The sequence below is a fragment of the Arthrobacter sp. AIWTK1 genome (assembly GCF_056680535.1).
On sequence record NZ_CM155287.1, the window covers coordinates 4549826 to 4570849 of the forward strand.

General features: G+C 65.6%; 20 protein-coding genes and 1 pseudogene. 9 read left to right on the plus strand and 12 right to left on the minus strand.

The window, feature by feature from the left end; genetic code table 11:
* Nucleotides 1-75: 75 nt before the first annotated feature.
* The 4 genes from AC1MDG_RS20840 to AC1MDG_RS20855 all read right to left on the minus strand — a co-directional run bounded on the left by AC1MDG_RS20840 (nt 76) and on the right by AC1MDG_RS20855 (nt 5223).
* Nucleotides 76-1677, minus strand: a complete 1602-nt coding sequence (locus tag AC1MDG_RS20840) for a dihydrolipoamide acetyltransferase family protein (RefSeq protein ID WP_479806593.1) — start codon at nt 1675-1677, stop codon at nt 76-78.
* A gap of 53 nt (nt 1678-1730) precedes the next feature.
* Nucleotides 1731-2711 (minus strand): alpha-ketoacid dehydrogenase subunit beta, encoded by a 981-nt coding sequence (locus AC1MDG_RS20845; RefSeq protein ID WP_479806595.1) that lies wholly within the window; start codon nt 2709-2711, stop codon nt 1731-1733.
* Nucleotides 2708-3955, minus strand: coding sequence for a pyruvate dehydrogenase (acetyl-transferring) E1 component subunit alpha (gene pdhA, locus AC1MDG_RS20850; RefSeq protein ID WP_479806597.1), 1248 nt, complete (start codon nt 3953-3955; stop codon nt 2708-2710). The genes AC1MDG_RS20845 and pdhA overlap by 4 nt, the downstream gene beginning before the upstream one ends.
* A 149-nt stretch (nt 3956-4104) precedes the next feature.
* Nucleotides 4105-5223, minus strand: a complete 1119-nt coding sequence (locus AC1MDG_RS20855; RefSeq protein ID WP_479806599.1) for a histidinol-phosphate transaminase — start codon at nt 5221-5223, stop codon at nt 4105-4107.
* A gap of 60 nt (nt 5224-5283) precedes the next feature.
* On the opposite strand from AC1MDG_RS20855, the gene AC1MDG_RS20860 reads away from it, so the two are divergent.
* A complete protein-coding gene (locus AC1MDG_RS20860) occupies nt 5284-5709 on the plus strand; it encodes a phage holin family protein (protein WP_043485532.1) in 426 nt (141 codons plus the stop codon).
* 32 nt (nt 5710-5741) lie between these two features.
* Here the strand turns inward: AC1MDG_RS20860 and AC1MDG_RS20865 are convergent, their stop codons facing one another.
* Complete coding sequence (locus AC1MDG_RS20865; protein WP_479806601.1) at nt 5742-7172, minus strand: alpha/beta hydrolase family protein; 1431 nt, start codon at nt 7170-7172, stop codon at nt 5742-5744.
* Nucleotides 7172-7477, minus strand: coding sequence for a hypothetical protein (locus AC1MDG_RS20870; protein WP_479806602.1), 306 nt, complete (start codon nt 7475-7477; stop codon nt 7172-7174). Before AC1MDG_RS20870 ends, AC1MDG_RS20865 begins: the two co-directional genes overlap by 1 nt.
* A 191-nt stretch (nt 7478-7668) precedes the next feature.
* On the opposite strand from AC1MDG_RS20870, the gene purB reads away from it, so the two are divergent.
* Nucleotides 7669-9111, plus strand: coding sequence for an adenylosuccinate lyase (gene purB / locus AC1MDG_RS20875; RefSeq protein ID WP_043485539.1), 1443 nt, complete (start codon nt 7669-7671; stop codon nt 9109-9111).
* Nucleotides 9108-9779 (plus strand): histidine phosphatase family protein, encoded by a 672-nt coding sequence (locus tag AC1MDG_RS20880; protein ID WP_479806604.1) that lies wholly within the window; start codon nt 9108-9110, stop codon nt 9777-9779. Before purB ends, AC1MDG_RS20880 begins: the two co-directional genes overlap by 4 nt.
* Here AC1MDG_RS20880 and AC1MDG_RS20885 read toward each other — a convergent pair.
* From AC1MDG_RS20885 to AC1MDG_RS20895, 3 genes are all read right to left on the minus strand, one after another.
* Nucleotides 9776-10663: a serine/threonine-protein kinase gene (locus AC1MDG_RS20885; protein WP_479806606.1), complete on the minus strand. Its 888-nt coding sequence runs from the start codon at nt 10661-10663 to the stop codon at nt 9776-9778. The two genes, AC1MDG_RS20880 and AC1MDG_RS20885, sit on opposite strands and share 4 nt — an antisense overlap.
* Nucleotides 10660-10971: a hypothetical protein gene (locus AC1MDG_RS20890; RefSeq protein ID WP_479806608.1), complete on the minus strand. Its 312-nt coding sequence runs from the start codon at nt 10969-10971 to the stop codon at nt 10660-10662. Before AC1MDG_RS20890 ends, AC1MDG_RS20885 begins: the two co-directional genes overlap by 4 nt.
* Before the next feature lie 95 nt (nt 10972-11066).
* Entirely contained in the window at nt 11067-11585 is a 519-nt protein-coding gene (locus tag AC1MDG_RS20895) for a MarR family winged helix-turn-helix transcriptional regulator (protein WP_479806610.1), read from the minus strand.
* 154 nt (nt 11586-11739) lie between these two features.
* On the opposite strand from AC1MDG_RS20895, the gene AC1MDG_RS20900 reads away from it, so the two are divergent.
* From AC1MDG_RS20900 to AC1MDG_RS20920, 5 genes are all read left to right on the plus strand, one after another.
* On the plus strand, nt 11740-12243 hold the full coding sequence (locus AC1MDG_RS20900) for a GNAT family N-acetyltransferase (protein ID WP_043485551.1): 504 nt from the start codon (nt 11740-11742) through the stop codon (nt 12241-12243).
* A gap of 81 nt (nt 12244-12324) precedes the next feature.
* Nucleotides 12325-12759, plus strand: coding sequence for an acyl-CoA thioesterase (locus AC1MDG_RS20905; protein WP_082049934.1), 435 nt, complete (start codon nt 12325-12327; stop codon nt 12757-12759).
* A gap of 213 nt (nt 12760-12972) precedes the next feature.
* Nucleotides 12973-14034, plus strand: a complete 1062-nt coding sequence (locus AC1MDG_RS20910) for an extracellular solute-binding protein (RefSeq protein ID WP_479806612.1) — start codon at nt 12973-12975, stop codon at nt 14032-14034.
* Nucleotides 14035-14078: 44 nt separating this feature from the next.
* Complete coding sequence (locus AC1MDG_RS20915) at nt 14079-15191, plus strand: ABC transporter ATP-binding protein (protein ID WP_043485558.1); 1113 nt, start codon at nt 14079-14081, stop codon at nt 15189-15191.
* Entirely contained in the window at nt 15188-17017 is a 1830-nt protein-coding gene (locus AC1MDG_RS20920) for an ABC transporter permease (RefSeq protein WP_479806614.1), read from the plus strand. The genes AC1MDG_RS20915 and AC1MDG_RS20920 overlap by 4 nt, the downstream gene beginning before the upstream one ends.
* Before the next feature lie 37 nt (nt 17018-17054).
* Here AC1MDG_RS20920 and AC1MDG_RS20925 read toward each other — a convergent pair whose 3' ends face one another.
* The 3 genes from AC1MDG_RS20925 to AC1MDG_RS20935 all read right to left on the minus strand — a co-directional run bounded on the left by AC1MDG_RS20925 (nt 17055) and on the right by AC1MDG_RS20935 (nt 20210).
* Complete coding sequence (locus AC1MDG_RS20925) at nt 17055-18086, minus strand: FAD-dependent monooxygenase (protein WP_479806616.1); 1032 nt, start codon at nt 18084-18086, stop codon at nt 17055-17057.
* 40 nt (nt 18087-18126) lie between these two features.
* Entirely contained in the window at nt 18127-19317 is a 1191-nt protein-coding gene (locus AC1MDG_RS20930) for a 4-hydroxybenzoate 3-monooxygenase (RefSeq protein WP_043485564.1), read from the minus strand.
* 125 nt (nt 19318-19442) lie between these two features.
* A complete protein-coding gene (locus tag AC1MDG_RS20935; protein WP_479806618.1) occupies nt 19443-20210 on the minus strand; it encodes an IclR family transcriptional regulator in 768 nt (255 codons plus the stop codon).
* A 287-nt stretch (nt 20211-20497) separates the two neighbouring features.
* Between AC1MDG_RS20935 and AC1MDG_RS20940 the strand changes: the two are divergent.
* A pseudogene (locus tag AC1MDG_RS20940) lies at nt 20498-21013 on the plus strand (MFS transporter); the annotation flags it as partial.
* Between the last annotated feature and the right edge of the window lie 11 nt (nt 21014-21024).

Genomic DNA, 21024 nt, shown 5'->3' on the forward strand with positions numbered 1-21024 from the left:
ACTCCGCCACTTGGCACAAAGGAACCCCGCCGCTGGAATTTCAGCGGCGGGGTTCCTTTTTTGACGCCTGACGTCCTAATCGAGCAGGAGCGCTGGCTCCTCTAGGATCGCCGCGACGTCGGCCATGAAGCGCGCCGAGAGGTCGCCGTCCACCACGCGGTGGTCGAAGGAACCGCCCAGGGTGGTGATCCATCGCGGAATGACTTCGCCGTCCAGGACCCACGGCTTCTGCTTGATCGTGCCGAACGCCACGATAGCCACCTCGCCGGGGTTGATGATCGGGGTGCCGGTGTCGATGCCCAGGGCGCCGATGTTGGTGACGGTCAGGGTGCCGCCCTGCATCTGGGCAGGCTGGGTCTTGCCGGCGCGGGCAGTGGTGGCCAGTTCGTTGAGCGCCAGGGCCAGTTCCTTGAGCGAGAGGTCCTGGGCGTTCTTGATGTTCGGCACCATCAGGCCGCGCGGGGTTGCCGCTGCGATGCCCAGGTTCATGAAGTGCTTGACGTGGATCTCGGCCGTGTCGCTGCCGTCAGCGCTGTCCACCCACGTGGCGTTGACGCTGGGGTTGCGGGCGGCCGCCCAGATCACAGCTTTGGCCAGGATCAGCAGCGGGGAGACCTTGATGCCTTCGAAGTCACGCGACACCTTGAGTCGCTTGACGAACTCCATGGTGCGGCTGGCGTCGACGTCCACGAAGATGCTCACGTGCGGGGCGGCGAACGCGGACTCCACCATGGCCTTGGCAGTGGCCTTGCGGACACCCTTGACCGGAATCCGCTCGATGCGCTGGTCCTGGGGCCGGCCGGACTTGCCCCAGAAGGTGTCCGCCTTGTCCACTTCGGCGTCGCGCTGGGCCTGGTAGCTCACCAGGTCCTCGCGGGTGACCTCGCCGCGGGCGCCGGTGGCGACGACGTCCGCGAGGTCGATCCCGAGGTCGCGGGCGATCTTGCGCACCGGCGGCTTGGCCAGGACCCGGTTCACCAGGCCGCTGATGGTGCCGCCCAGGGTGGGGCGTGCGGATCCTTCTGCGGACGCAGCCCCGGTGTCGGCGGCGTCGGCGGTGGACGGTGCGGAGGCGTTGATCCAGATGCCCTGGGTTTCGACGGGTTCCGCCAGAGGGGCGGGCTCCGCCACCGGCGAGGTAGCGGCGGCGAGTGCGGGCGCGGCGGCCGAGGCTGGCCGTACCGCGGCGGCAGGCGTGGCCTTGCGCGGGCGCCGTTTGACGGCGTCGGCCTTGGGGCCCGAGCCCACCAGGGGGCCCACGGCTTTCCCTGCGTCGGGTGCGCCCTGCTCACCCGACGACCCGCCCTCGTCCCCGTCCTCGGACAATTTCCCGTACATCGGGGCGTCAGCGGCGTCAGCGGCGGGAGCGGCTGGCGCCGGCGGGGCTGCAGGGGCAGCCGGAACAGGCGCATCCGCGGGCGTGGGGTCGCCGCTCACGGCGTCGGTCACGCTGATGATCGGAGTTCCGACGTCGACCGTTACCCCCACGGGGACGAGCAGTTCGGTGACCGTGCCTGCAAAGGGCGAGGGCAGTTCCACGAGGGACTTGGCCGTCTCGATTTCGCAGAGGATGTCGTTGATCGCGACGCTGTCACCGGGCTTGACGTTCCACGAAACGATCTCGGCCTCGGTGAGTCCTTCGCCCACATCGGGGAGGTTGAACTTGTTTACAGTCATGGGGTCCTCGGTTTGGAAGGCGTCGTCAGCAGGCAGTCGTCAGTACGCAGTTGTCAGTAGGCAAGGGCGCGGTCCAGCGCCTCGAGGATGCGGTCGATGTCCGGCAGGTAGTCCTCTTCCACCTTGGCCACCGGGTAGGGCATGTGGAAGCCGCCCACGCGGATCACCGGGGCTTCGAGGGACAGGAACGCACGCTCGCTCACACGCGCCGCGATTTCCCCGCCGATGCCGCCGAACGTCGGCGCCTCATGGGCCACGATGAGGCGGCCCGTCTTCTTGACGGAGTCGGTGACGGTGTCGAAGTCGATCGGCGAGATGGAGCGCAGGTCAATCACTTCGACGCTGTGGCCGTCCTCGGCGGCGGCGTTGGCCGCGGCGAGGGCCACCGGAACCAGCGGACCGTAGGCGACGACGGTGGCATCGGTGCCTTCGCGCAGCACGTGGGCCTTGAACGGGTCCGCCGAAGCGCCGGGCGTCTCGGTGTCGACGTCGCCCTTGAGCCAGTAGCGCCGTTTCGGTTCGAAAACGATCACCGGGTCCTGGCAGTCGACGGCCTGCTGGATCATCCAGTAGGCGTCATGGGGGTTGGAAGGGGTGATGATGCGCAGGCCGGCGGTGTGGGCGAACAGAGCTTCCGGGGACTCCGAGTGGTGTTCGATCGAGCCGATGCCGCCGCCGTAAGGAATGCGGATGACGACCGGCACGGTGAGGTTTCCGTTGCTGCGTGCGTGCATCTTGGCCAGCTGAGTGGTGATCTGGTTGAAGCCCGGAAAAACGAAGCCGTCGAACTGGATCTCGCAGACCGGCAGGTAGCCGCTGAGGGCAAGTCCGATCGCGGTTCCGATGATCCCGGACTCGGCCAGCGGGGTGTCCACGACGCGGTCGGCGCCGAATTCACCGAACAATCCGTCGGTCACCCGGTAGACGCCGCCAAGCGGGCCGATGTCCTCGCCCATGAGCAGGGTGCGGGGGTTGTTGTTCAGCGTCGCGCGCAGACCCTCATTGATGGCCTTGGCGATGGTCATGGTGGTCATCGGTTGGCTACCCCGTCTGTATCGGCCTCGTCGGCGTGCGCCTCATCAGCGAATCCTGCACTGTACTCCTCGAACCAGGCCAGCTCTTCGGCCACCAGCGGGTGGGCCTCGGCGTAAGTGTTCGCGAATGCCGTCCGGATATCCGGGGTTTCGAGGTCGTGGGTGGTCTTGCGCACGTAGGCGGCGAGTTCGTCGCCGTCGGCCTTGACCTTGGCGAAGAAGGCGTCGTCAGCCAGGCCCTCGGCACGGAGGTACTTCTCCAGCCGTTCCAGGGGGTCCTTTGCCCGCCACAGGGCTTCCTCATCGGAGCCGCGGTATTTGGTGGGGTCGTCCGCCGTGGTGTGGGCGCCGACCCGGTACGTGAAGGCCTCGATCAGCACCGGGCTCTTTCCTTCACGGGCGCGCTCCAAAGCCCACTCCGTGACGGCATGCACTGCGATGACGTCGTTGCCGTCCACCCGGATGCCGGGGAAACCGTAGCCTTTGGCGCGGTCGGCGAGAGGGACGCGGGTTTGCACGGTGCTGGGCACCGAGATGGCCCAATGGTTGTTCTGGCAGAAAAAGACCACGGGGGCGTTGTACGACGAGGCGAAGACCATGGATTCGTGCACGTCGCCCTCGGAGCTGGCGCCGTCGCCGAAGTAGACCATAACCGCCGCCTTCGGCTCCTGCGGCTGTCCGGGAGTGGCGTTGGCGGCTGCAAGCTTCTGGTCCCGCTGGATGCCCATGGCATAGCCCACGGCATGCGGAGTCTGGGCTGCGAGGACCAGGGTGTAAAGGTGGAAGTTGGTCTCCTTGGGATTCCAGCCTCCGTTGGACACCCCGCGGAACTGGCGCAGCAGCTCGGCCAGGTCAACGTTGCGGGTCAGGGCCACGCCGTGTTCGCGGTACGTGGGGAAAATGTAATCCTGCGGCTGGCTTGCCCGTCCCGAACCGATCTGGGCAGCTTCCTGGCCGGTCAGCGGTACCCAGAGGGCCAGCTGGCCCTGCCGCTGGAGCGCGGTTGCCTCTTGGTCGAACCGCCGGATGGCCGCCATGTCCGCGTAGAAACCGCGGAGCTTGTCAGCATCGAGGCGCCTGGCGTAGGCGGAGAAGACCGGGTCCTCGCCGAGGGTGCCGTCCGGCCCCAGGAGCTGGACCATCCGGGTGGGAGGTTCCCCCAGCACGGCCTCGGCTTCCGCCTCGAGCTGGTCGTCTACCCCGGTTCCGTCGAACTCGGTAGCGGGCAGATGTGTGGCGCCCATACCGTCTCCTTGCTTGCCGCTCATCTGAGCGTCGCAATCTCGCTGGGATATATGCCGGATCTGGAATACATTCCAGATCCGGCATATATTTTGGCTTACTGTCCCTTACTTTATCCGCAGTAGGCGGACGGCGGGGGTTATGTTAAGCGCTAGGAACGCCGTGGCGGCTTTGTATAGTCCGCACAGAGTTCGAGGAAACGGGTGTTCGCTTCCGCCTCGCCGATACTCACCCGGACGCCTTCGTTGCCGAACGCACGCACGGAGAGGGCACGTTCTCCCGCCAGCGCTGCGAAGTCCGCACTGTTTTCGCCCAGATCGAGCCAGACGAAGTTGCCCTGGGCGTCCGGCACCACCCAGCCGAGTTCGCGCAGCCCGGCCGTGACACGGTCACGCTCATCCACCAGGCTTTGTACCCTTTCTACAACCTGGCCGAAGTTTCGCAGGGACGTAACGGCTGCCCGCTCCGCGATCTGGGATACGGCGAAAGGCGTGGCGGCGACACGCAGGTGCTGGGTGAGGTCCGGGTTGGAGACGCTGTAGCCCACGCGAAGGCCCGCCAGCCCGTGGGCCTTGGAGAAGGTCCGCAGGACCACCACATTCGGGTACTTGCGGTACATCTCGATCCCGTCCACGGCGTGCTCCGCGCGAACAAACTCCTGGTAGGCCTCGTCGATGACGATGACCACGTCCGACGGGACCGAGCGGATGAACCGTTCGGCTTCTTCGGCTTCAAGGATGGGGCCGGTGGGGTTGTTGGGGGTGCACAGCAGGATGACTTTGGTGCGCGCGGTCACGGCTGCCGCCATGGCATCAAGATCGTGGCGCCCGTCGGGCGTCAGCGGGATCCGCACGCTCTCAGCCCCGGCGAGCCCGACGCAGATGGGGTAGGCCTCAAAGGACCGCCAGGCGTAGATGACTTCATCGGCCTTGCCGTCGTCGTTCTGCCCGGCGAAGGTCACCAGGAGCTGGTTCAACGCGCCCAGGCTTCCCGCCCCGGTGACGATGTCTTCGGCCGGGACCTGCAGGAAGTCAGAGAGCGCCGCCCGGAGCTTGGTACTGAGGGGATCCGGGTAGCGGTTGAAATCGGTCTGGTCCGCGATGGCCTGCAACACCGCAGGGATGGGCGGAAGCGGATTCTCGTTGGAAGACAGCTTGTAGCTGGCAAGGCCCTCGACGACGGCGGGAGGCTTGCCGGCGGCATAGCGGGGAAGCCTGTCCACCACCGGACGCGGCCTGATTCCCCCGGCGGGATTCTCTGGTGAAGTCATGCCAACTAGCCTACTTCTCCGCTCCTGCCCCTTTCCTCCGCCATGTGACAGCATGGGGCCATGTTTTCTTTCATCGTGCGGGTTCTCATCAACGGCCTGGCTCTCTGGATTGCGAGCTGGATCCTGCCCGGTCTGGACATCTCCACCACCGCAACGACGGAAGCCGTTGCCCAAGGCGGCGTCACGCAGGGAACCGATCCGCTTGGCGTAGCCCTTGCCTACCTGTTCATTGGCCTGATCTTCGGCCTGGTCAACGCGCTGGTGCGGCCCATCGTCAGCCTGTTGTCCCTGCCGATCACCATCCTGACGCTGGGCCTCTTCACGATCGTCATCAACGCCGCCATGCTGTTCCTGACGTCCTGGCTGAGCAGCTACACCCCCGTCCACTTCACCATTGACTCCTTCTTCTGGACTGCTGTGCTGGCGGCCATCATCATCACGGTGGTCTCCCTCGTAGCGGGCAGGATCACGGGCGTCCGGCGCTAAGGTGTGCGCTGCGCGCACCAGCACGTACCCGCCTAGCGCCCGACCCATCTGGCGGCGCCTTGGGGCAGCCTGTCCTCTTGGCGTGCCGGCGGGGCCTTCGGTTCCCGGTTAACGGCAAAGCGGGTGGCTGTCCCTGCCCCTCCCGCGCCAACAACGCCGGCGAGGACCGCCGTGTTCGCGGCCAGGGACGGGTTTTCGCTTGCGGAAACCCTTCTGGCCGCTGCCTCGTAATTTTCAAGGTTGTGGCCGGGCCCGAGCCCGGGTTCCCTGCCTTCCGGGGTGGCCACCCTGTCCGTCAGCGTGACAGTGACCCTGTCCCTCGTGTCCGGGTTAGGGGTTCCGTCGCTGCCGGGAACCCAGTCCTGGCGGTGTTCGAGGTGGAGGGACGTGATTCCGGGTGCCGGGGTAACACCGCCCACCGGTGAACCGGCCGTCAGGACATACTTCAGGTCGAATTCGGCGAGGAACGCGCTGTCGCTGCTGAGGTTCATGGCATGCGCCCCGCCCTGGCTGTAGCCAACGGCCACCACCTGGTCCCCCTTGACTGCGCCGGCCTGATGCAACGCCGACAGAACGGCGGCATTCAGGTATTCGGAGCCATAGCCCAAGGCCTCCGCAATCCCGGCCTCATCCAGCGGGTTCGCTCCCCCGGGCGGATCCGTGGGCTGCGTGCCGGGTACGATGACGATGAATGCCTTGCGCCCGCCATTCTCGACCTGGACCACCTCTATTGTGCCGTGCCCGTCCGCGTCCAGCTGGCGGAGCCGGGCGAGCAGGCCGGCAGGGGAGGTGTCAACGTCGACGTCCCGCGTCAGTTCCTCCACCGCGGTGACCGGGCGGGGTTTCAACTGCGGGAAATAGTTTTCCACCAACCTGCGAACGGAAGGGCCTGCGGCTGAGATGTGCCGGCCGGCGGCCAGCTCCGCAGCCAATGCCCGAACGAGGTCCTCTTTCGGTGCAATGGTGGCCAGCAGCCCGAGGGACAACGGCAGCGCAAGGGCCTCGGCGGCGTCACGGCTCGGGTAGTTGGCTTGAGTCAGATCCACGAACAACAAAGGCAGGAAGCCCCAGCCGTCGTCCGGGGTGCGGATCCCCGCGGCGGCCCATGACTCTGCCGTTTCGTAGTCGCCGTGACTCGCCCGGACCTGACTGCTGAGGTGCTGGAGTTCTTCCCTGACGGCGCGAACTGCCTGGCACCCTTCGCCCACCGCAATCAGCGCGGCCGTGCCGCTGGCACGGGGATCGTTCTCGTAGGGACACAGCTCCTCCCAGACCCGCCGGACACCGACCTCAATCGCGGCGAGTTCGTCAGCCATGCCTTCAAGTTCAGCCACACCGGCCATCAGCTCTTCCAGTTGAAAGCTGATTCCGCCGACTCCGCCGCGGATCCGCATGCTGCCGTCCGTTGCCGGTTCCAGCGGTCCCAGCCGGCCTCCGCTTCCTGAAGGTGTGGCCTCCGCCATCAGTACCCTCCCCCGGGCGTCCGCTGCGAGGAGACCGAAACCTGCTGCGCGTGGCGGAGCACCGCTTCAGAGGCCGCCATCAGCCGGTCACGCGCGCGGCCCAGCGCGGCTGCCTGCAACGAGACGGCGGTGCGGTACGCCTGTCCGGCCGGCGACTGCCACTCCGACAGCTGAACCCGGCGGAACGCGAGCATCGAGGTATCGAGGCTGTGCGCAAAGCCCGCCACCCGCCAGGCCAGCTGCTGCACCTCAAAGCTTCGCGAACCGCAGGTGTCGGCATCTGCTGCAGTGATGCTCCCGCTCATTCCTGTCCCCCTGACTTTTGTTGTTACGCATGGTCGGTAACGACGACGCTACGGACCGGTGGAGCGGCGCGGAACTGCCGTCCTCGGCTATGTGGGAAACAGCGGACAACCGGGAACCTGGGGCCCGGCGGGCAGATGTCACACGGACGCCGGGCTTAAGGGCCGGTGCGACTTCGTGAAAGAATCAGCACATGCCTGAAACTGCCGCCACAGCTGAGACCCGTACGCCTTCCGGACGCCTGGCCCTCGCCGCCTCGCCGGAAAAGATTGCCCTAGGCCCGCTGGACGGCCGGTACCAGTCCGCCGTCGCGCCCCTGGTGGATTACCTGTCCGAGGCGGCCCTCAACCGGGACCGCGTGGCCGTGGAAGTTGAGTGGCTCATCCATCTGACCAGCAACAACGTCCTTCCGGGCGCCGGTCCGCTGACTCCCGAACAGCAGGAGCAGCTCCGCGCGATCGTCACGGAATTCGACTCCGCGTCGGTTGCTGAGCTGGCCGACATCGAGGCCGTCACGGTGCATGACGTCAAGGCTGTGGAGTACTACATCGGCCGCAGGCTGCCGGCCATCGGCATTGAACGGCTGACCGCCATGGTGCACTTCGGCTGCACCTCGGAAGACATCAACAACCTCTCCTACGCCCTGGGCGTCAAGGGGGCTGTGGAGGACGTGTGGCTGCCCGCCGCCAGGGCGCTGGTAGCTCAGATCAGCAAAATGGCAGACGACAACCGCAGCGTGCCCATGCTTTCCCGCACGCACGGCCAGCCGGCCACGCCCACCACGCTGGGCAAGGAACTAGCCGTCATCGCCCACCGCCTGACCCGCCAGCTGGACCGGATCGCCAAGACGGAATACCTGGGCAAGATCAACGGGGCCACCGGCACCTACGCCGCCCACGTGGCTTCGGTCCCGGGCGCGGACTGGCAGGACGTTGCAAAGTCGTTCGTCGAGGGCCTGGGCCTGACCTGGAACCCCCTGACCACCCAGATCGAAAGCCACGACTGGCAGGCTGAGCTGTACGCCGACGTCGCGCGGTTCAACCGGATCCTGCACAACGTGTGCACGGACATCTGGAGCTACATCTCCATCGGCTATTTCGCGCAGATCCCGGTGGCAGGCGCCACGGGTTCCTCCACCATGCCGCACAAGGTCAACCCGATCCGCTTTGAGAACGCCGAAGCCAACCTGGAGATCTCCTCCGGCCTGCTGGACGTGCTGGGCTCCACCCTGGTCACCTCGCGGTGGCAGCGCGACCTCACCGACTCGTCCAGCCAGCGCAACATCGGCGTGGCCTTCGGGCACTCCCTTCTGGCCATTTCAAACGTGGTTAAGGGCCTGGAGCGCCTGGACGTGGCCGAGGACGTCCTGGCGGGCGACCTCGACACCAACTGGGAAGTGCTTGGCGAGGCCATCCAGATGGTGATGCGCGCCGAAGCGATTGCCGGCGTCGAAGGGATGGAAAACCCTTACGAGCGGCTCAAGGACCTGACCCGCGGCCAGCGTGTTGATGCCGCCCGGATGCAGGAATTCGTGCAGGGACTGGGCCTTTCCGCGGACGCCGAGGCACGGCTGCTGGCCCTGACTCCCGGCAAGTACACGGGCATCGCGGAGAAGTTGGTGGATCACCTCAAATGAGGCTCCTGCTCATCCGCCACGGCCAGACCCCCGGCAACGTCCTGGGCCAGCTGGACACCGCGCACCCTGGACCGGGGCTGACTGAACTCGGCGAACGCCAGGCCGAAGCGTTGTCCCGCGCCCTGGCGAATGAACGGATCCACGCCCTCTACGCCTCCACCCTGGTCCGGACCCAGATCACGGCGGCGCCTCTTGCGCGGCTGCACGGGCTGGATACCGAGGTGATCCACGGCATCCACGAGATCGAGGCCGGGGCGCTGGAAAAGCTAACGGACGAGGAATCGCACAAGCGGTACCTGGGAACCATTTTTTCCTGGGCCGACGGCGACCTGGACCGCCGGATGCCTGCAGGTCCCAGCGGCCGGGACTTCTTCGACCGCTATGACGCCGCCATTGCCACGGTGGCCGAGCGGGCGAACGGAATTGGCGATTCCGGGAGCGTAGCCGTGGTCAGCCACGGGGCAGCCATCCGGGTGTGGGCAGGCCTGCGCGCCGGCAACATCGAACCGGACTTTGCCGCAAAGCACGTGCTGAACAACACCGGCATCGTGGCGCTGGAAGGGGATCCCGATGGCGGCTGGAAGCTCATCCACTGGGACGACAGCCGTGTGGGGGGCCTGGCCCTGGCCGATCCGACCGCGGAAGACCCCGCCGGGAAGCCGGCCTAGCAGGAGCTCCCCGAGCGCGCCTCCACCCGGCGGCGCAGGGGGTGCGGGCGCTGCAGGAGCATTGCTGCCTCAGCCGTGGCTTCCAGCGCTGTGGGGCGGTCCGCCGAGTTCGTGGCTGTCATCGATACCAGCAGCGATTTCCATGGGGAACCGAGGTGCCGCGGTATCTCGGGGCTCCTCAGCGTCCTTGCGACCAGGGACTCGACGGCGGTCCCGGGGAACGCTTTGACTCCGGTCAGGCATTCGAGAAGGACCAGCCCCAGGGCGTAGATGTCGTCAGCCGGACGCACTATCCCGCCGTTGGCCTGCTCCGGACTCATGTATTGGACGGTGCCGGAAGACGTACCCGGCTCAGGCTCGGTTCCCGCAGGTGCAGCGATGCCGAAATCGATAATCCGGACAGGGCATGTGCGCAGGCGACTAAGCAGCAGGTTCGCCGGCTTGATGTCGCGGTGCACAATCCCGCGCGCGTGCAGGTGCCTCAGCCCGGACAGGAGACCCACCGCCCACGGAGCCACTTCACTCCCGGGCGCCGGTCCCGAACGGATCCTGTCGGCAAGACTGCTGCCGTACACAAGTTCCTGGACGAGGAAGGGCCGGCCCGCCCAGCGGCAATCCGCTGCCCCGGTCCCCTGGTCAACAAACTTTACGAGTGCCGGATGCTGCAAGCCCTCCATCAATGCGGCTTCGGCGACTATGCGTTCTCGATTCCGGTCATCCGCCAGCGCCGCCACCTTGATGGCGACCGGACGGCCATCACGACGGTCCGTACCGCGGAACACCTGGGCTGTGGCACCGATGCCCACTCGTTCATGCAGGACGTAGCGCGCGTCCGAACGGGCATCCCATATCTCGGGAGGCCGGGAGCCGCCGTCTCCCGTCATGACGGGCTGATATCGGCCAGCAGGTCAGCGGCGGGCGCCACGTTTACCCAGGAGTCGACTTGGAAGCCGCATCGGCACCGCCACAATTCGGGCAGGTCGGCCAGGGCTTCACCGGCATCGTACGAGTACGCGGACATGGCCTGCGGGGCCGGCTTGGACCATTCCATGGCGACGCCGCAGTGCTTGGGTGGATACCCCGCCGTGTCCGCCCTACCGGAGCCTCGGAACGTTTCAGGTTTCGTGCCCGCTGCGAGCGCCTGCAGTCCGGTCCGCTGGTCCCGTCCGTCAAATCGTGTGAACGTAACCAAGCGAATCCAACTTCCTATGCCAAACGCCAAACTACCAACGGTCAAACCCCATTAATAGTAAGCATACATATAAGTAGTTGATATAACTAGCTTGTCTAACTATCTAAATCAGCCTTGACATGGTTTTCGGGATCGATCGCCTCGCGCATGCGCTGGAGAAAAGCAATGACGACGCCGGCTTCCTCCGCCGTCAGCTCCTCCGCCACCGCCATCATCCGACGGTGCATCGCCCCGAGCGTAGCCCGGACTTCCGTATCGGATTCAGTGGTCGGGACAACGATCAGCGACCGCCTGTCCGTGGGATGGGGTTCGCGCCGGACATGACCGCTACCCACCAGGCGGTCAATCAGAGAGGTGGTGGATGCGCTGGTGATGCCCAGGAAGTTACTCAGGTCCTTGGGGACGACAGCCTTGTTCGAAGCGCGCGCGCGGAGGAGGTAGCGCAGCGCGAGGATGTCCGTCTCCCCCATGCCCATCGAATCCCTGGTGGACCGACGGGTCGCCACTTCGGCGTTGCGGTAGTCACGCAGGGACTGCAACACGGCCGCGCTATGGTCGAACTGCCCGTCGGCGCCGTACCAATAACCGGACCCGGTGCTGCTGTTCAAAGCCATTGAGTAATACTAGCTGATCTGATAACTAGACGGGCTTGCTAGTTGGTTGAGGCGCCAGCTCCCTGTTCTCCGGACGCTTACGCGGAGGAAACACCGCGGAAACGGCCGCCTCCTAGGCTTATTTTGCATAACCCTTCGGCGAATCGAGGCAGTGATGCAGACCAACCCCCGTCTCAACATCAGGCAGGTCACTTGGGCCAACCCCGTAGGCGCCGACCTGCGTGCAGCGCAGCAGGCGGAACTGGACGCCCGCTTCGGCACGAAGGACCACGAACCCGGGCCGCCGCCGTCGGAAGTGGACACCGCGGTTTTCCTGGTGGCCTATGAGAAGAGTTCAGGCCAGCCGGTCGGCTGCGGCGGGCTGAGGATGCTGGACTCCACGACAGCGGAGATAAAGCGGCTTTACGTGTTGCCGTACACCCGCGGCTCGGGAGTTGCGAGTTCCATCCTGGCGGCGCTGGAAGCGCACGCCTACGGTATGGGCGTCACATCGATCACCGCCGAGGCGGGTTCGGCCCAGCCGGACGGCAGGAACTTCTACCAAAGCTGCGGCTTTGACGAAGTGCCGAACTTCGGGCCCTATATCGGGGTGGAACACTCCTATTGCTACGCCAAGAAGATCGACTCCCACAGCGCCGCCCACACTGCGATGGCCTGACGGCATCAGGCCCGTGCGCCGTCGTCACCTGGAGGTCCGTCACACTGCTGCAGGCGGGCCGCCGTCGGCTAATCTCGCCTTATGGAACCGGCAGACATTACTTTCCGCACGCGCAAATGGGTGCGACCTGAAGACCTCAACGCGAACGGCACCCTGTTCGGCGGGAGCCTGCTGAAATGGATCGACGAGGAAGCGGCCATCTACGCCATCCTGCAACTTGGAAACGGCCGGGCTGTCACCAAGTACATTTCCGAAATCAACTTCGTCAGCTCCGCCGTGCAGGGCGACCTGATTGAGATGGGGCTGACTGCCACGCGGTTTGGCCGGACATCGCTGACCATGCGCGCCGAAGTGCGGAACATGATCACCCGGCAGAGCATCCTCACCATTGAGGAGATCGTGTTCGTGAACCTCAACCCGCACGGCAAGCCCGAGCCCCACGGTTATACCGAGATCACCTACGACCGCGACCGCATTCCCACGCACCATCTGACAGAGACCCTCGAGCAGGACTGACTCCCTCCGGGGCGCCCCGGAAGTTCATGATGCGTTAAAGCCAGGGGCGCGCGCTGTTGGGATGCCTGGACAAGACTCGAACGCCGAGGCCGGGTAGTTTATCGAATCGATAGCTATAAACGGCCCTAATCGGCATGAGCCGCTATAGGCTTGCCGGACAATGCTCCGGTTCCAGTTCAGAAATGGGTCTCAATCGTGCACAAACTCAAGACAATGGTTGGCGCCGTAGTCGCCGTCACCCTCCTCGCCGGCTGCGGCGCCGGCGCCGCCTCGCCACAGCCGTCCGGAAGTTCCTCCGCCGCCGGGGCATCCGGCGACACGCTGGTTGTGTACACCAACTCCAACGGGGAGGGCCGCGGGGAGTGGCTCACCAAGAAGGCAGCGGACGCCGGCTTCAAGATTGAAATTGTGGGTGCCGGCGGTGCCGACGCGACGAACAAGCTGATCGCCGAGAAGAACAACCCCATTGCGGATGTCGCCTTCGGCCTCAACAACATGTACTTCGCCCAGGTCAAAGCAGCAGGTGCCATCGAGGCCTATGAGCCGGCGTGGGCCGGCGAAGTGGACGCCTCGCTCGCCGACAGCGAAGAGGACAAGGCCTACTGGCCGCTGGTGAAGCAGGCCATCCTCCTCGGCTACAACTCGGACAAGATCACCCCGGAGCAGGCGCCCAAGGACTGGACGGACCTGTGGTCCAAGGACGAGTTCAAGACTCGCTATGAGCGGGTGACGGGGCTCGGTACCGCGACGGCGCAGCTGGTGTTCGCCGGCATCCTCTCCCGCTACAAGGACGATTCCGGCGATCTGGGTATCTCGGATGAAGGCTGGAAGCAGGTGGAGCAGTATTTCCAGAACGGCAGCCCCGCCGTAGCCAAAACCGACCTCTTCGCCCGCATCGCATCAGGTGAAGTGGACATGGGCCAGATGCCGTCGTCGATCGTGGCGGAACGCGAGAAGTCATTCAAGGTGAACGTGGAAACAGTGGTGCCGTCCGTCGGCGTCCCCCTCGCTGTGGAACAGGTTGCCCTGGTGAAGGGAACCGACAAGAAGGAACAGGCGCAAAAGTTCATCGACTGGTTCGGCAGTGCTGACGTCCAGGGTGAATGGGCCCAGCAGTTCAACTCCATGCCGGTGAACAAGTCCGCCGCCGCCAAGGCCAAGCCGGAGGTGGTGAAGTTCTTCGACGGGCTCAAGCAGCAGGACATCGACTGGAACTTCGTCCAGGAAAACATGGGCTCGTGGGTGGAGAAGATCGAGCTTGAATACATGACGTAACCCCCGCCCGCCCCGCTTCCGCAGTCCCACCAGACAGGTTTCCCATGATCCGCTTGGACAACATCGAAGTTTCCTTCGGCGATTTTATTGCCATCCCGCACCTGGACCTCCACGTCCGGCCCGGTGAATTCTTCACGCTGCTGGGCCCCTCAGGCTGCGGCAAAACGACGGCGCTCCGGACGCTGGCAGGCTTCATCGAGCCGTCCGCGGGAACCGTCCATGTGGATGGCAAGAACGTCACACGCCTGCCCAGCGACAAGCGCCAGGTGGGCATGGTTTTCCAGAATTATGCTCTTTTCCCGAGCATGAGCGTGTGGGAAAACATCGCATTCGGCCTGCGGGTCCGAAAGGAAAAGTCCGCCGAGAGTGACCGCCTGGTGCGCGACATCGCGCGCCGGGTGGAGCTCAGCGATGAGCAGCTGGACAAGAACGTGGCGGAGCTTTCGGGTGGGCAGCAGCAGCGGGTGGCCGTTGCCCGCGCGCTGGTGCTTCGGCCGAAGATCCTGCTTCTCGATGAGCCGCTGTCCAACCTCGATGCCAAGCTGCGGCACCAGCTTCGGCAGCAGCTCAAGGACCTGCAGAGCGAGTTCGGCATCACCACCGTTTACGTGACACACGACCAGGACGAAGCCCTTGCCATGAGCGACCGCGTGGCTGTCTTCAACAAGGGCGTGGTGGAGCAGGTGGGCACTCCGCAAGAGATTTACGACCAGGCAGCCACCGAGTTTGTCTGCAATTTCATCGGTGACAGTTCCACCCTGACCGCGGAGTTCGTCGCTGAACTGAACCGGCTCTCGGGCGCCGGACTCAGCCCGGCGGCAAATTCCTACCTGCGGGTGGAAAAAGCGTCGTTGACGCCGCCCGCAACCGGCGGTTCAGCAGCCGGCGGAACCGCCGTCGGGCTTTCCGGGGAGGTGGTGTCCCGCACCTATCACGGCCTCCACAGCCGCTACGTGGTGCGGAGCCACGGCGCCGACATCCGGCTGCTGGTGAAGGAGGATGGCGGCGTCCACCCCGAGGCAGGGGCGCAGACCACTATCTACGTGCAACCAGGCCACGTGCTGCAGTACCATTCCGGCACCGGGGCGGCGCTGGCCACGCAGGATCCGGCCGGGCAAGATCAGGCCGAGCAGGACCAGGCAGCGTCCCTCCGATGAGCGGGACCCCGGCCAGGAGCATGCTCCGTTCCCCGTTCATCATCATTGTGGGAACGGTCCTGACATGGTTCATCGCGGCTTTCCTCGTCTGGCCCAATGCGAACGTGCTGATCGAAACCTTCTTCCCCGACGGAAACTTCTCCGGCCGCGCCGCCGAGAAGCTCTTTTCCTCCCAGCGCGCCATGAAATCCCTGGGGAACAGCTTCCTGCTGGCCGTGGCACTCTCCATCACGGTGAACGTCGTGGGAATCTTCATCGTGCTGGTCACCCACTACTTCAGGATCCGCGGTTCCAAGATCCTGTTCCTGGGTTACGCCACCACGTTCATCTACGGCGGCATCGTGCTGGCGGCCGGCTACAAGTTCATCTACGGCGACAAGGGAATCGTCACGGCATTCCTGCTGAACGTCTTTCCGGGGATGGATCCGGGCTGGTTTTCGGGATTCTTTGCCGTTTTGGCGGTGATGACCTTCGCCACCACCACCAACCACATGCTCTTTGTGGCGAACGCCCTCAAAGGAGTCGACTACCAGACCATCGAAGCGGCCAGGAACCTTGGCGCGTCCACCTGGACCATCCTTCGCCGCATCGTCCTGCCGATGCTGAAGCCCACGCTTTTTGCCGTCACCATCCTGTCCTTCCTGACCGGACTGGGGGCGCTCAGCGCGCCGCAGGTCCTCGGCGGGCGCGACTTCCAGACCATCACCCCGATGATCCTCACGTTCACGAACAGCCCCACGTCCCGCGACCTGGCGGCGCTGCTCGCCGTCATCCTCGGTGTGGCCACCATCCTGATGCTCGCGGTAATGTCGCGCTTGGAAAAGGGCGGCACCTACTTTTCGGTGTCCAAGGTTTCCTCCGCGCTGCAGAAGCAGAAAATCACCAACCCCGCAGCCAACATTGCCGTCCACGCGGCCGCCTACCTGCTGTTTGCGGTGTACACCCTGCCCGTGGTCCTGATTGTGCTGTTCTCCTTCGCCGACGGCGCCGCCATCCAGACCGGACAGATCTCGCCGGGCGGCCTTACCTTCGACAATTACGTGCGTGTACTGACCCAGCCTTCAGGCCTGCGGCCTTTTGCCATCAGCGTTGCCTACAGCGCGCTTGCCGCAGTCATCGCCGTGGGCGGCCTCCTCTTTGTGGCGCGGATCCTGCAGAAACACAAGAACTGGGTGACTGCCATGTTCGAGTACCTGCTGCACATCCCCTGGATCCTGCCGTCGGCCCTGCTGGCCCTGGGGTTGATCATCAGCTACGACCACCCCAACCCGCTGGTGGGCGGCGCCGTCCTCACCGGGACCACAGTCATCCTCCTGATCGCCTTCGTCACAGTGAAAATCCCCTTCACGCTCAGGATGCTCAAGGCATCGTTTGCGTCGGTGAATTCTTCCCTGGAGGAGGCGGCCACCATCATGGGTGCCAAGACCCTCTATGTGTTCCGGCGCATCCTGCTGCCGCTGGTCCTTCCGGCCGCTGCGGCCATTGCCGCCCTCAACTTCAACAGCATGCTGGACGACTACGACACCGCCATCTTCCTGGCGCATCCGCTGGTCCAGCCGCTGGGCCTGGTCATCAAGGCCAACACGGACGGCGCCGAAGGCGTGGACGGCGTGTCCAACACCTTTGTCTATACGGTGCTGCTGATGGTCATCACCGGGCTGACGATGTACCTCGTCTACGGGCGTTCGGGCGCACGGCCCGGCAGGCGCCGGGGCCCGAAGGGCGGGAAGCGCGGCGGACCTGCCGCTGAAAGCAGGGCTGTCCCCGCCACTTCGCCGGCGGCGGTAGCGGATGCCAAGGCGTCCGCACCCAGTCCCGTGCCTTAGGCCGGGGCCCGGGAACCGCGTCCGACGGCGGCGCGCGCTAGGCAGACCGGCTGAGCCGCCCGGCCATGCTGAGGATCCTGTCCCGGAGGGGCTGGGCGGACTCGGCAAGCACCAGCCGGGTCATGGCGGACGACGCCGCCCGTAGGGCCTGGCTGCGCAATACGCGGCGTTTGTTGTACGCCTTGAGCGCCTCCGGAAGCGGCCGCGAGTTGAGCAGCCCCGCGAGGGTAACGGAATCAACCAGGGCTTCGCAGGCACCGCGCCCAAGGTTCGGTGTCATGCCGTGCGCAGCGTCTCCCACCAGCACGGTGCCATCCCGCGTGTAGCGCCGGAGGGCCGGCACGGTCCAGATCCGCTGGGCGAGCGTCCCTTCGGGGGCGGCCCCGGCAAGAACGCGGTCGATTCCCTGCGCCTTTCCTGAAAAGCGCCGGCGGGTGAGATCCAGGGCCGCCTCGATATCAATGCCGCCAGGCCCCAGGTCCGACCGGTAGGAGGCATACCAGTAGGTCCGCTCCCGGGAGGCCGGGGCGATGCCGAACAACTCGCCGCGACCCCAGTATTCGCCGCCCGCATCCGCAGGGACAGGTTCATCAACGATCCCGCGCAATGCGAGATAGGGACTGAGCCGCTCAGCGGACCGCGGACCCCACCGCTGCCGGCGGACCACGCTATGGACGCCGTCGGCTCCCACCAGCAGCCCAGCATCGGGGAGCGAGGTCACCGCCCCGGGGACCCGGCTAACAGACTCCGGCACAACAGAGTCCAGAAGCCGTAGCAGGTCCGCGCGTGAAACGCCGATCACGCCAGCAGCCTCGGCCCTGAACCACGCCTTCCCGGCCACGTCCCGCAGAGCCATGGCGGCAAAGGCGGAGCCTGCCGCCATGATCTCCGGCAGGATCCCCACGGCGTCGAGTGCCTGATGGGCCTCCGGCCACATGGCCAGGGACGTTTCCACCGTTGGCAGCGTGTTCCGCTGCTCGTGCACAGTGACGTGGAAGCGATCCGCGTCCAGCGCCGCGGCAAGGGCCAAACCTGCGATGCCCCCGCCGACGATTGTTATGCCGTACATTCCCCGAGTCTACGGCCGGAACTGGTGTCCCCCGGCCTGCCTAGTGGGCTCCGGGCCAGCCGGTGTAGGCCTCGGCCAGGTAGGCCCTGCCGTGGCGGGAGGAGACCACCGAGTTGAGCTCACCCAGTTGGCGGGCCCGGGAGAAGTCGTCAGCATCCACCGGCGTGTGGAGCATCGAGGTCATCCAGTAGGAGAACTGCTGCGCCTTCCAGACACGTTCCAGCGCGCGGTCGCTGTAGGCGTCCAGCAGCACCGTGGAACCGCCCTTGTAGTAGCTGTCCAGCCCTTCGAACAGGACCTTGACGTCGTGGATGGCCAGGTTCAGGCCCTTGGCTCCGGTGGGCGGGACCGTGTGGGCGGCATCGCCGGCCAGGAAGAGCTTTCCATGGCGCATGGGGGCGTGGACGAAGCTGCGGAACTTCAGCACCATCTTGTCGATGACCGGTCCCTCCTTGAGCTCGAAGCCGTTGCCGTTGACCCGGCTGCGGAAGGCGTCCCAGATGCGGTCCTCGCTCCAGTTGTTCACGTCTTCATCGGGATCGCACTGGAAGTACATGCGCTGGACGGTTTCGGTCCGCTGGCTGATCAGAGCAAAGCCGTTGTCCGAGTTGGCGTAGATCAGCTCATCGGAACTCCGGGGCGCCTCGGCCAGGATGCCGAACCACGCGAAAGGGTACTCGTGGAAGTACCACTTGCGGTCCGCCTCCGGGATCTGGAAGCGGCAGTGGCTCCGGGAACCGTCCGCGCCGGTGATGAAATCGGCCTGCAGCTCATATTCCACGCCGTCGGCGTCCGTGAACCAGACCTTCGGGGATCCTTCGATGTCGTGGATGGTGGTGTCCGTCACGCTGTAGCGGACGTCCCCGCCGTCGGCCTCGCGGCGTGCGGCAAGGTCCATGAACACGTCAGTCTGCGGGTAGAGCCACACCGACTCGCCCACCAGGTCCTGAAAATCGATCCGGTGGCTTTCGCCGTTGAAGCGCAGTTCGATGCCGTCGTGCCGGTCGCCGTCCCGCAGCACCCGGTCCGAGACGCCACTGTCCACCAGCATGTTCACGGTGCCGTGCTCCAGGATGCCGGCGCGGACCGTCTCCTGGATTTCCTGGCGGCTGCGGATTTCGATGACGGTGGATTCGATGCCGGACTTGGCGAGAAGATGCGAGAGCATCAGGCCTGCCGGACCGGCGCCCAGGATGGCCACCTGGGTGGTGATGACTTTGCGGACTGCCATGGTGTTTCCTCGCTTCGTTGCGGGGCCCGGCGGAAGTGTCCGGGGCCTGTTGGATCGTCTGGCTAACAGTGTGCGCCCCGATGCGTGATCCGCGTTACAGCGATTCCGTTGAATGGAATCCGCGGCTAATCCCGCCGCTCGGCGGGGCTTTGCGATTCAGCCAGGCGGCGGCCGATACCCCGTGCTGCCGTCTGCAGGGCCGGAACCAGCGCCTGCAGGCGCACCTCGCGCAAGGGAACCACGACGCCGATCGCGGCAACCGTCCGCTTCTTGCGGTTCATCACCGGAACGGCAATGCCCCAGGTGTCCGGATCCACCACGCCGGCGAGCTGGGCGTATCCCTGGTGCGCGGCTTCGCCTAACTGGATGCGCAGCTCTTCCACCGTCAGCCTGCCGGCGGGATCGGTGAAACCCGCCAGGTATTCCGCCTGGACGGCGTGCGGCTGGTTGGCCATCAGGACCAACCCGGCAGAGGACACGTGCACGGGCATGCGGCCGGCCACCTGCGCCCGGTTGGCCACCGAGCCGCGCCGCGAAAGCCGCTCGACGAAAAGTGCCTCCCAGCCGTCCAGCACGGCAAGGTTCACGTTCTGGTTGAGCACCTGCTGGATGTCCTCCATGAACGGCATGGCGGCCTGGCGCAGCTCAAGGGTGGGCGAATTGCGGTTGACCAGTTCCCAGAGCCGCAGCCCCAGCTGCACCGAACCGCCTGCCCCGATGTCCAGGAGCCCGTGTCCGGCCAGCTGCCGCACCAGCCGGTGGGCCGTGGTGAGCGGCAACCCGGCCCGGTCGGCGAGGTCCGAGAGGGCCAGGACGTTGACTCCCTCCGGAAAGGCGGCAATGACGCGGACCACGCGGTCCACCACTGAGTCTCCGGAGCCCGAGTTGGCCACAGCTCTCCTTCCATTGAATGGTTTGAAGTGTCCCACACAACACGGCCCAGTGGTACAAATCTCAGGATAGGGATCGTCTGGTTCCGGCCGGTTTCGCACGGACGCAGACCCGCAAAAAATCAACTTCGAGGTAGCAATGTCAACGACGCCGTTGGAAAACAAATCACGCTGGCCGGTCTGGCTCTGCTGGCTGGCCATGGTCCTGGACGGCTTTGACCTGGTGGTGCTCGGCACCGTCATCCCCACCCTCATCAAGACCCACGACCTTGGCTTCGACGCTGTCGGTGCTGCCGCAGCTCATGTCGTCCGCCGGCTACACGCTGAACGCGGGACTCTCCCTCCTGCTGGTCCTGAACGTGGGCGCCGTGGCGGGCCTGGTGGTGGCCGGGATCCTGGCGGACAAGCACGGAACCAAGAAGATCGTTCTTCTCTGGTTCGGGCTCTCCGCCGTGTTCCTGGCGATACTCAGCGTGAAGATCCAGAACGAACTGCTCCTGAACGCGGCCGTCTTCGTGACCGGCGTCTTCGTCTTCAGCTCGCAGGTGCTGGTGTACGCCTGGGTCAGCCAGCTGTTCCCGGCCCGGCTGCGCGGTACCGCCCTGGGCTTCGCGGCAGGGGTCGGACGCCTTGGCGCCATCCTTGGTCCCGCCGTGACCGGCGCCCTGGTGGCCGCCGGAATCGCCTATCCGTGGGGCTTCTACGTCTTTGCCGGCGCGGCCGTCCTGGCCGTGGCAGCCCTCGTCCTGGTCCCGCAGGCAGTCACCGCAGCGGCCGGCAAGCGGACCGCCGTCGGGCCTTCCTGATCCCGGCGCCG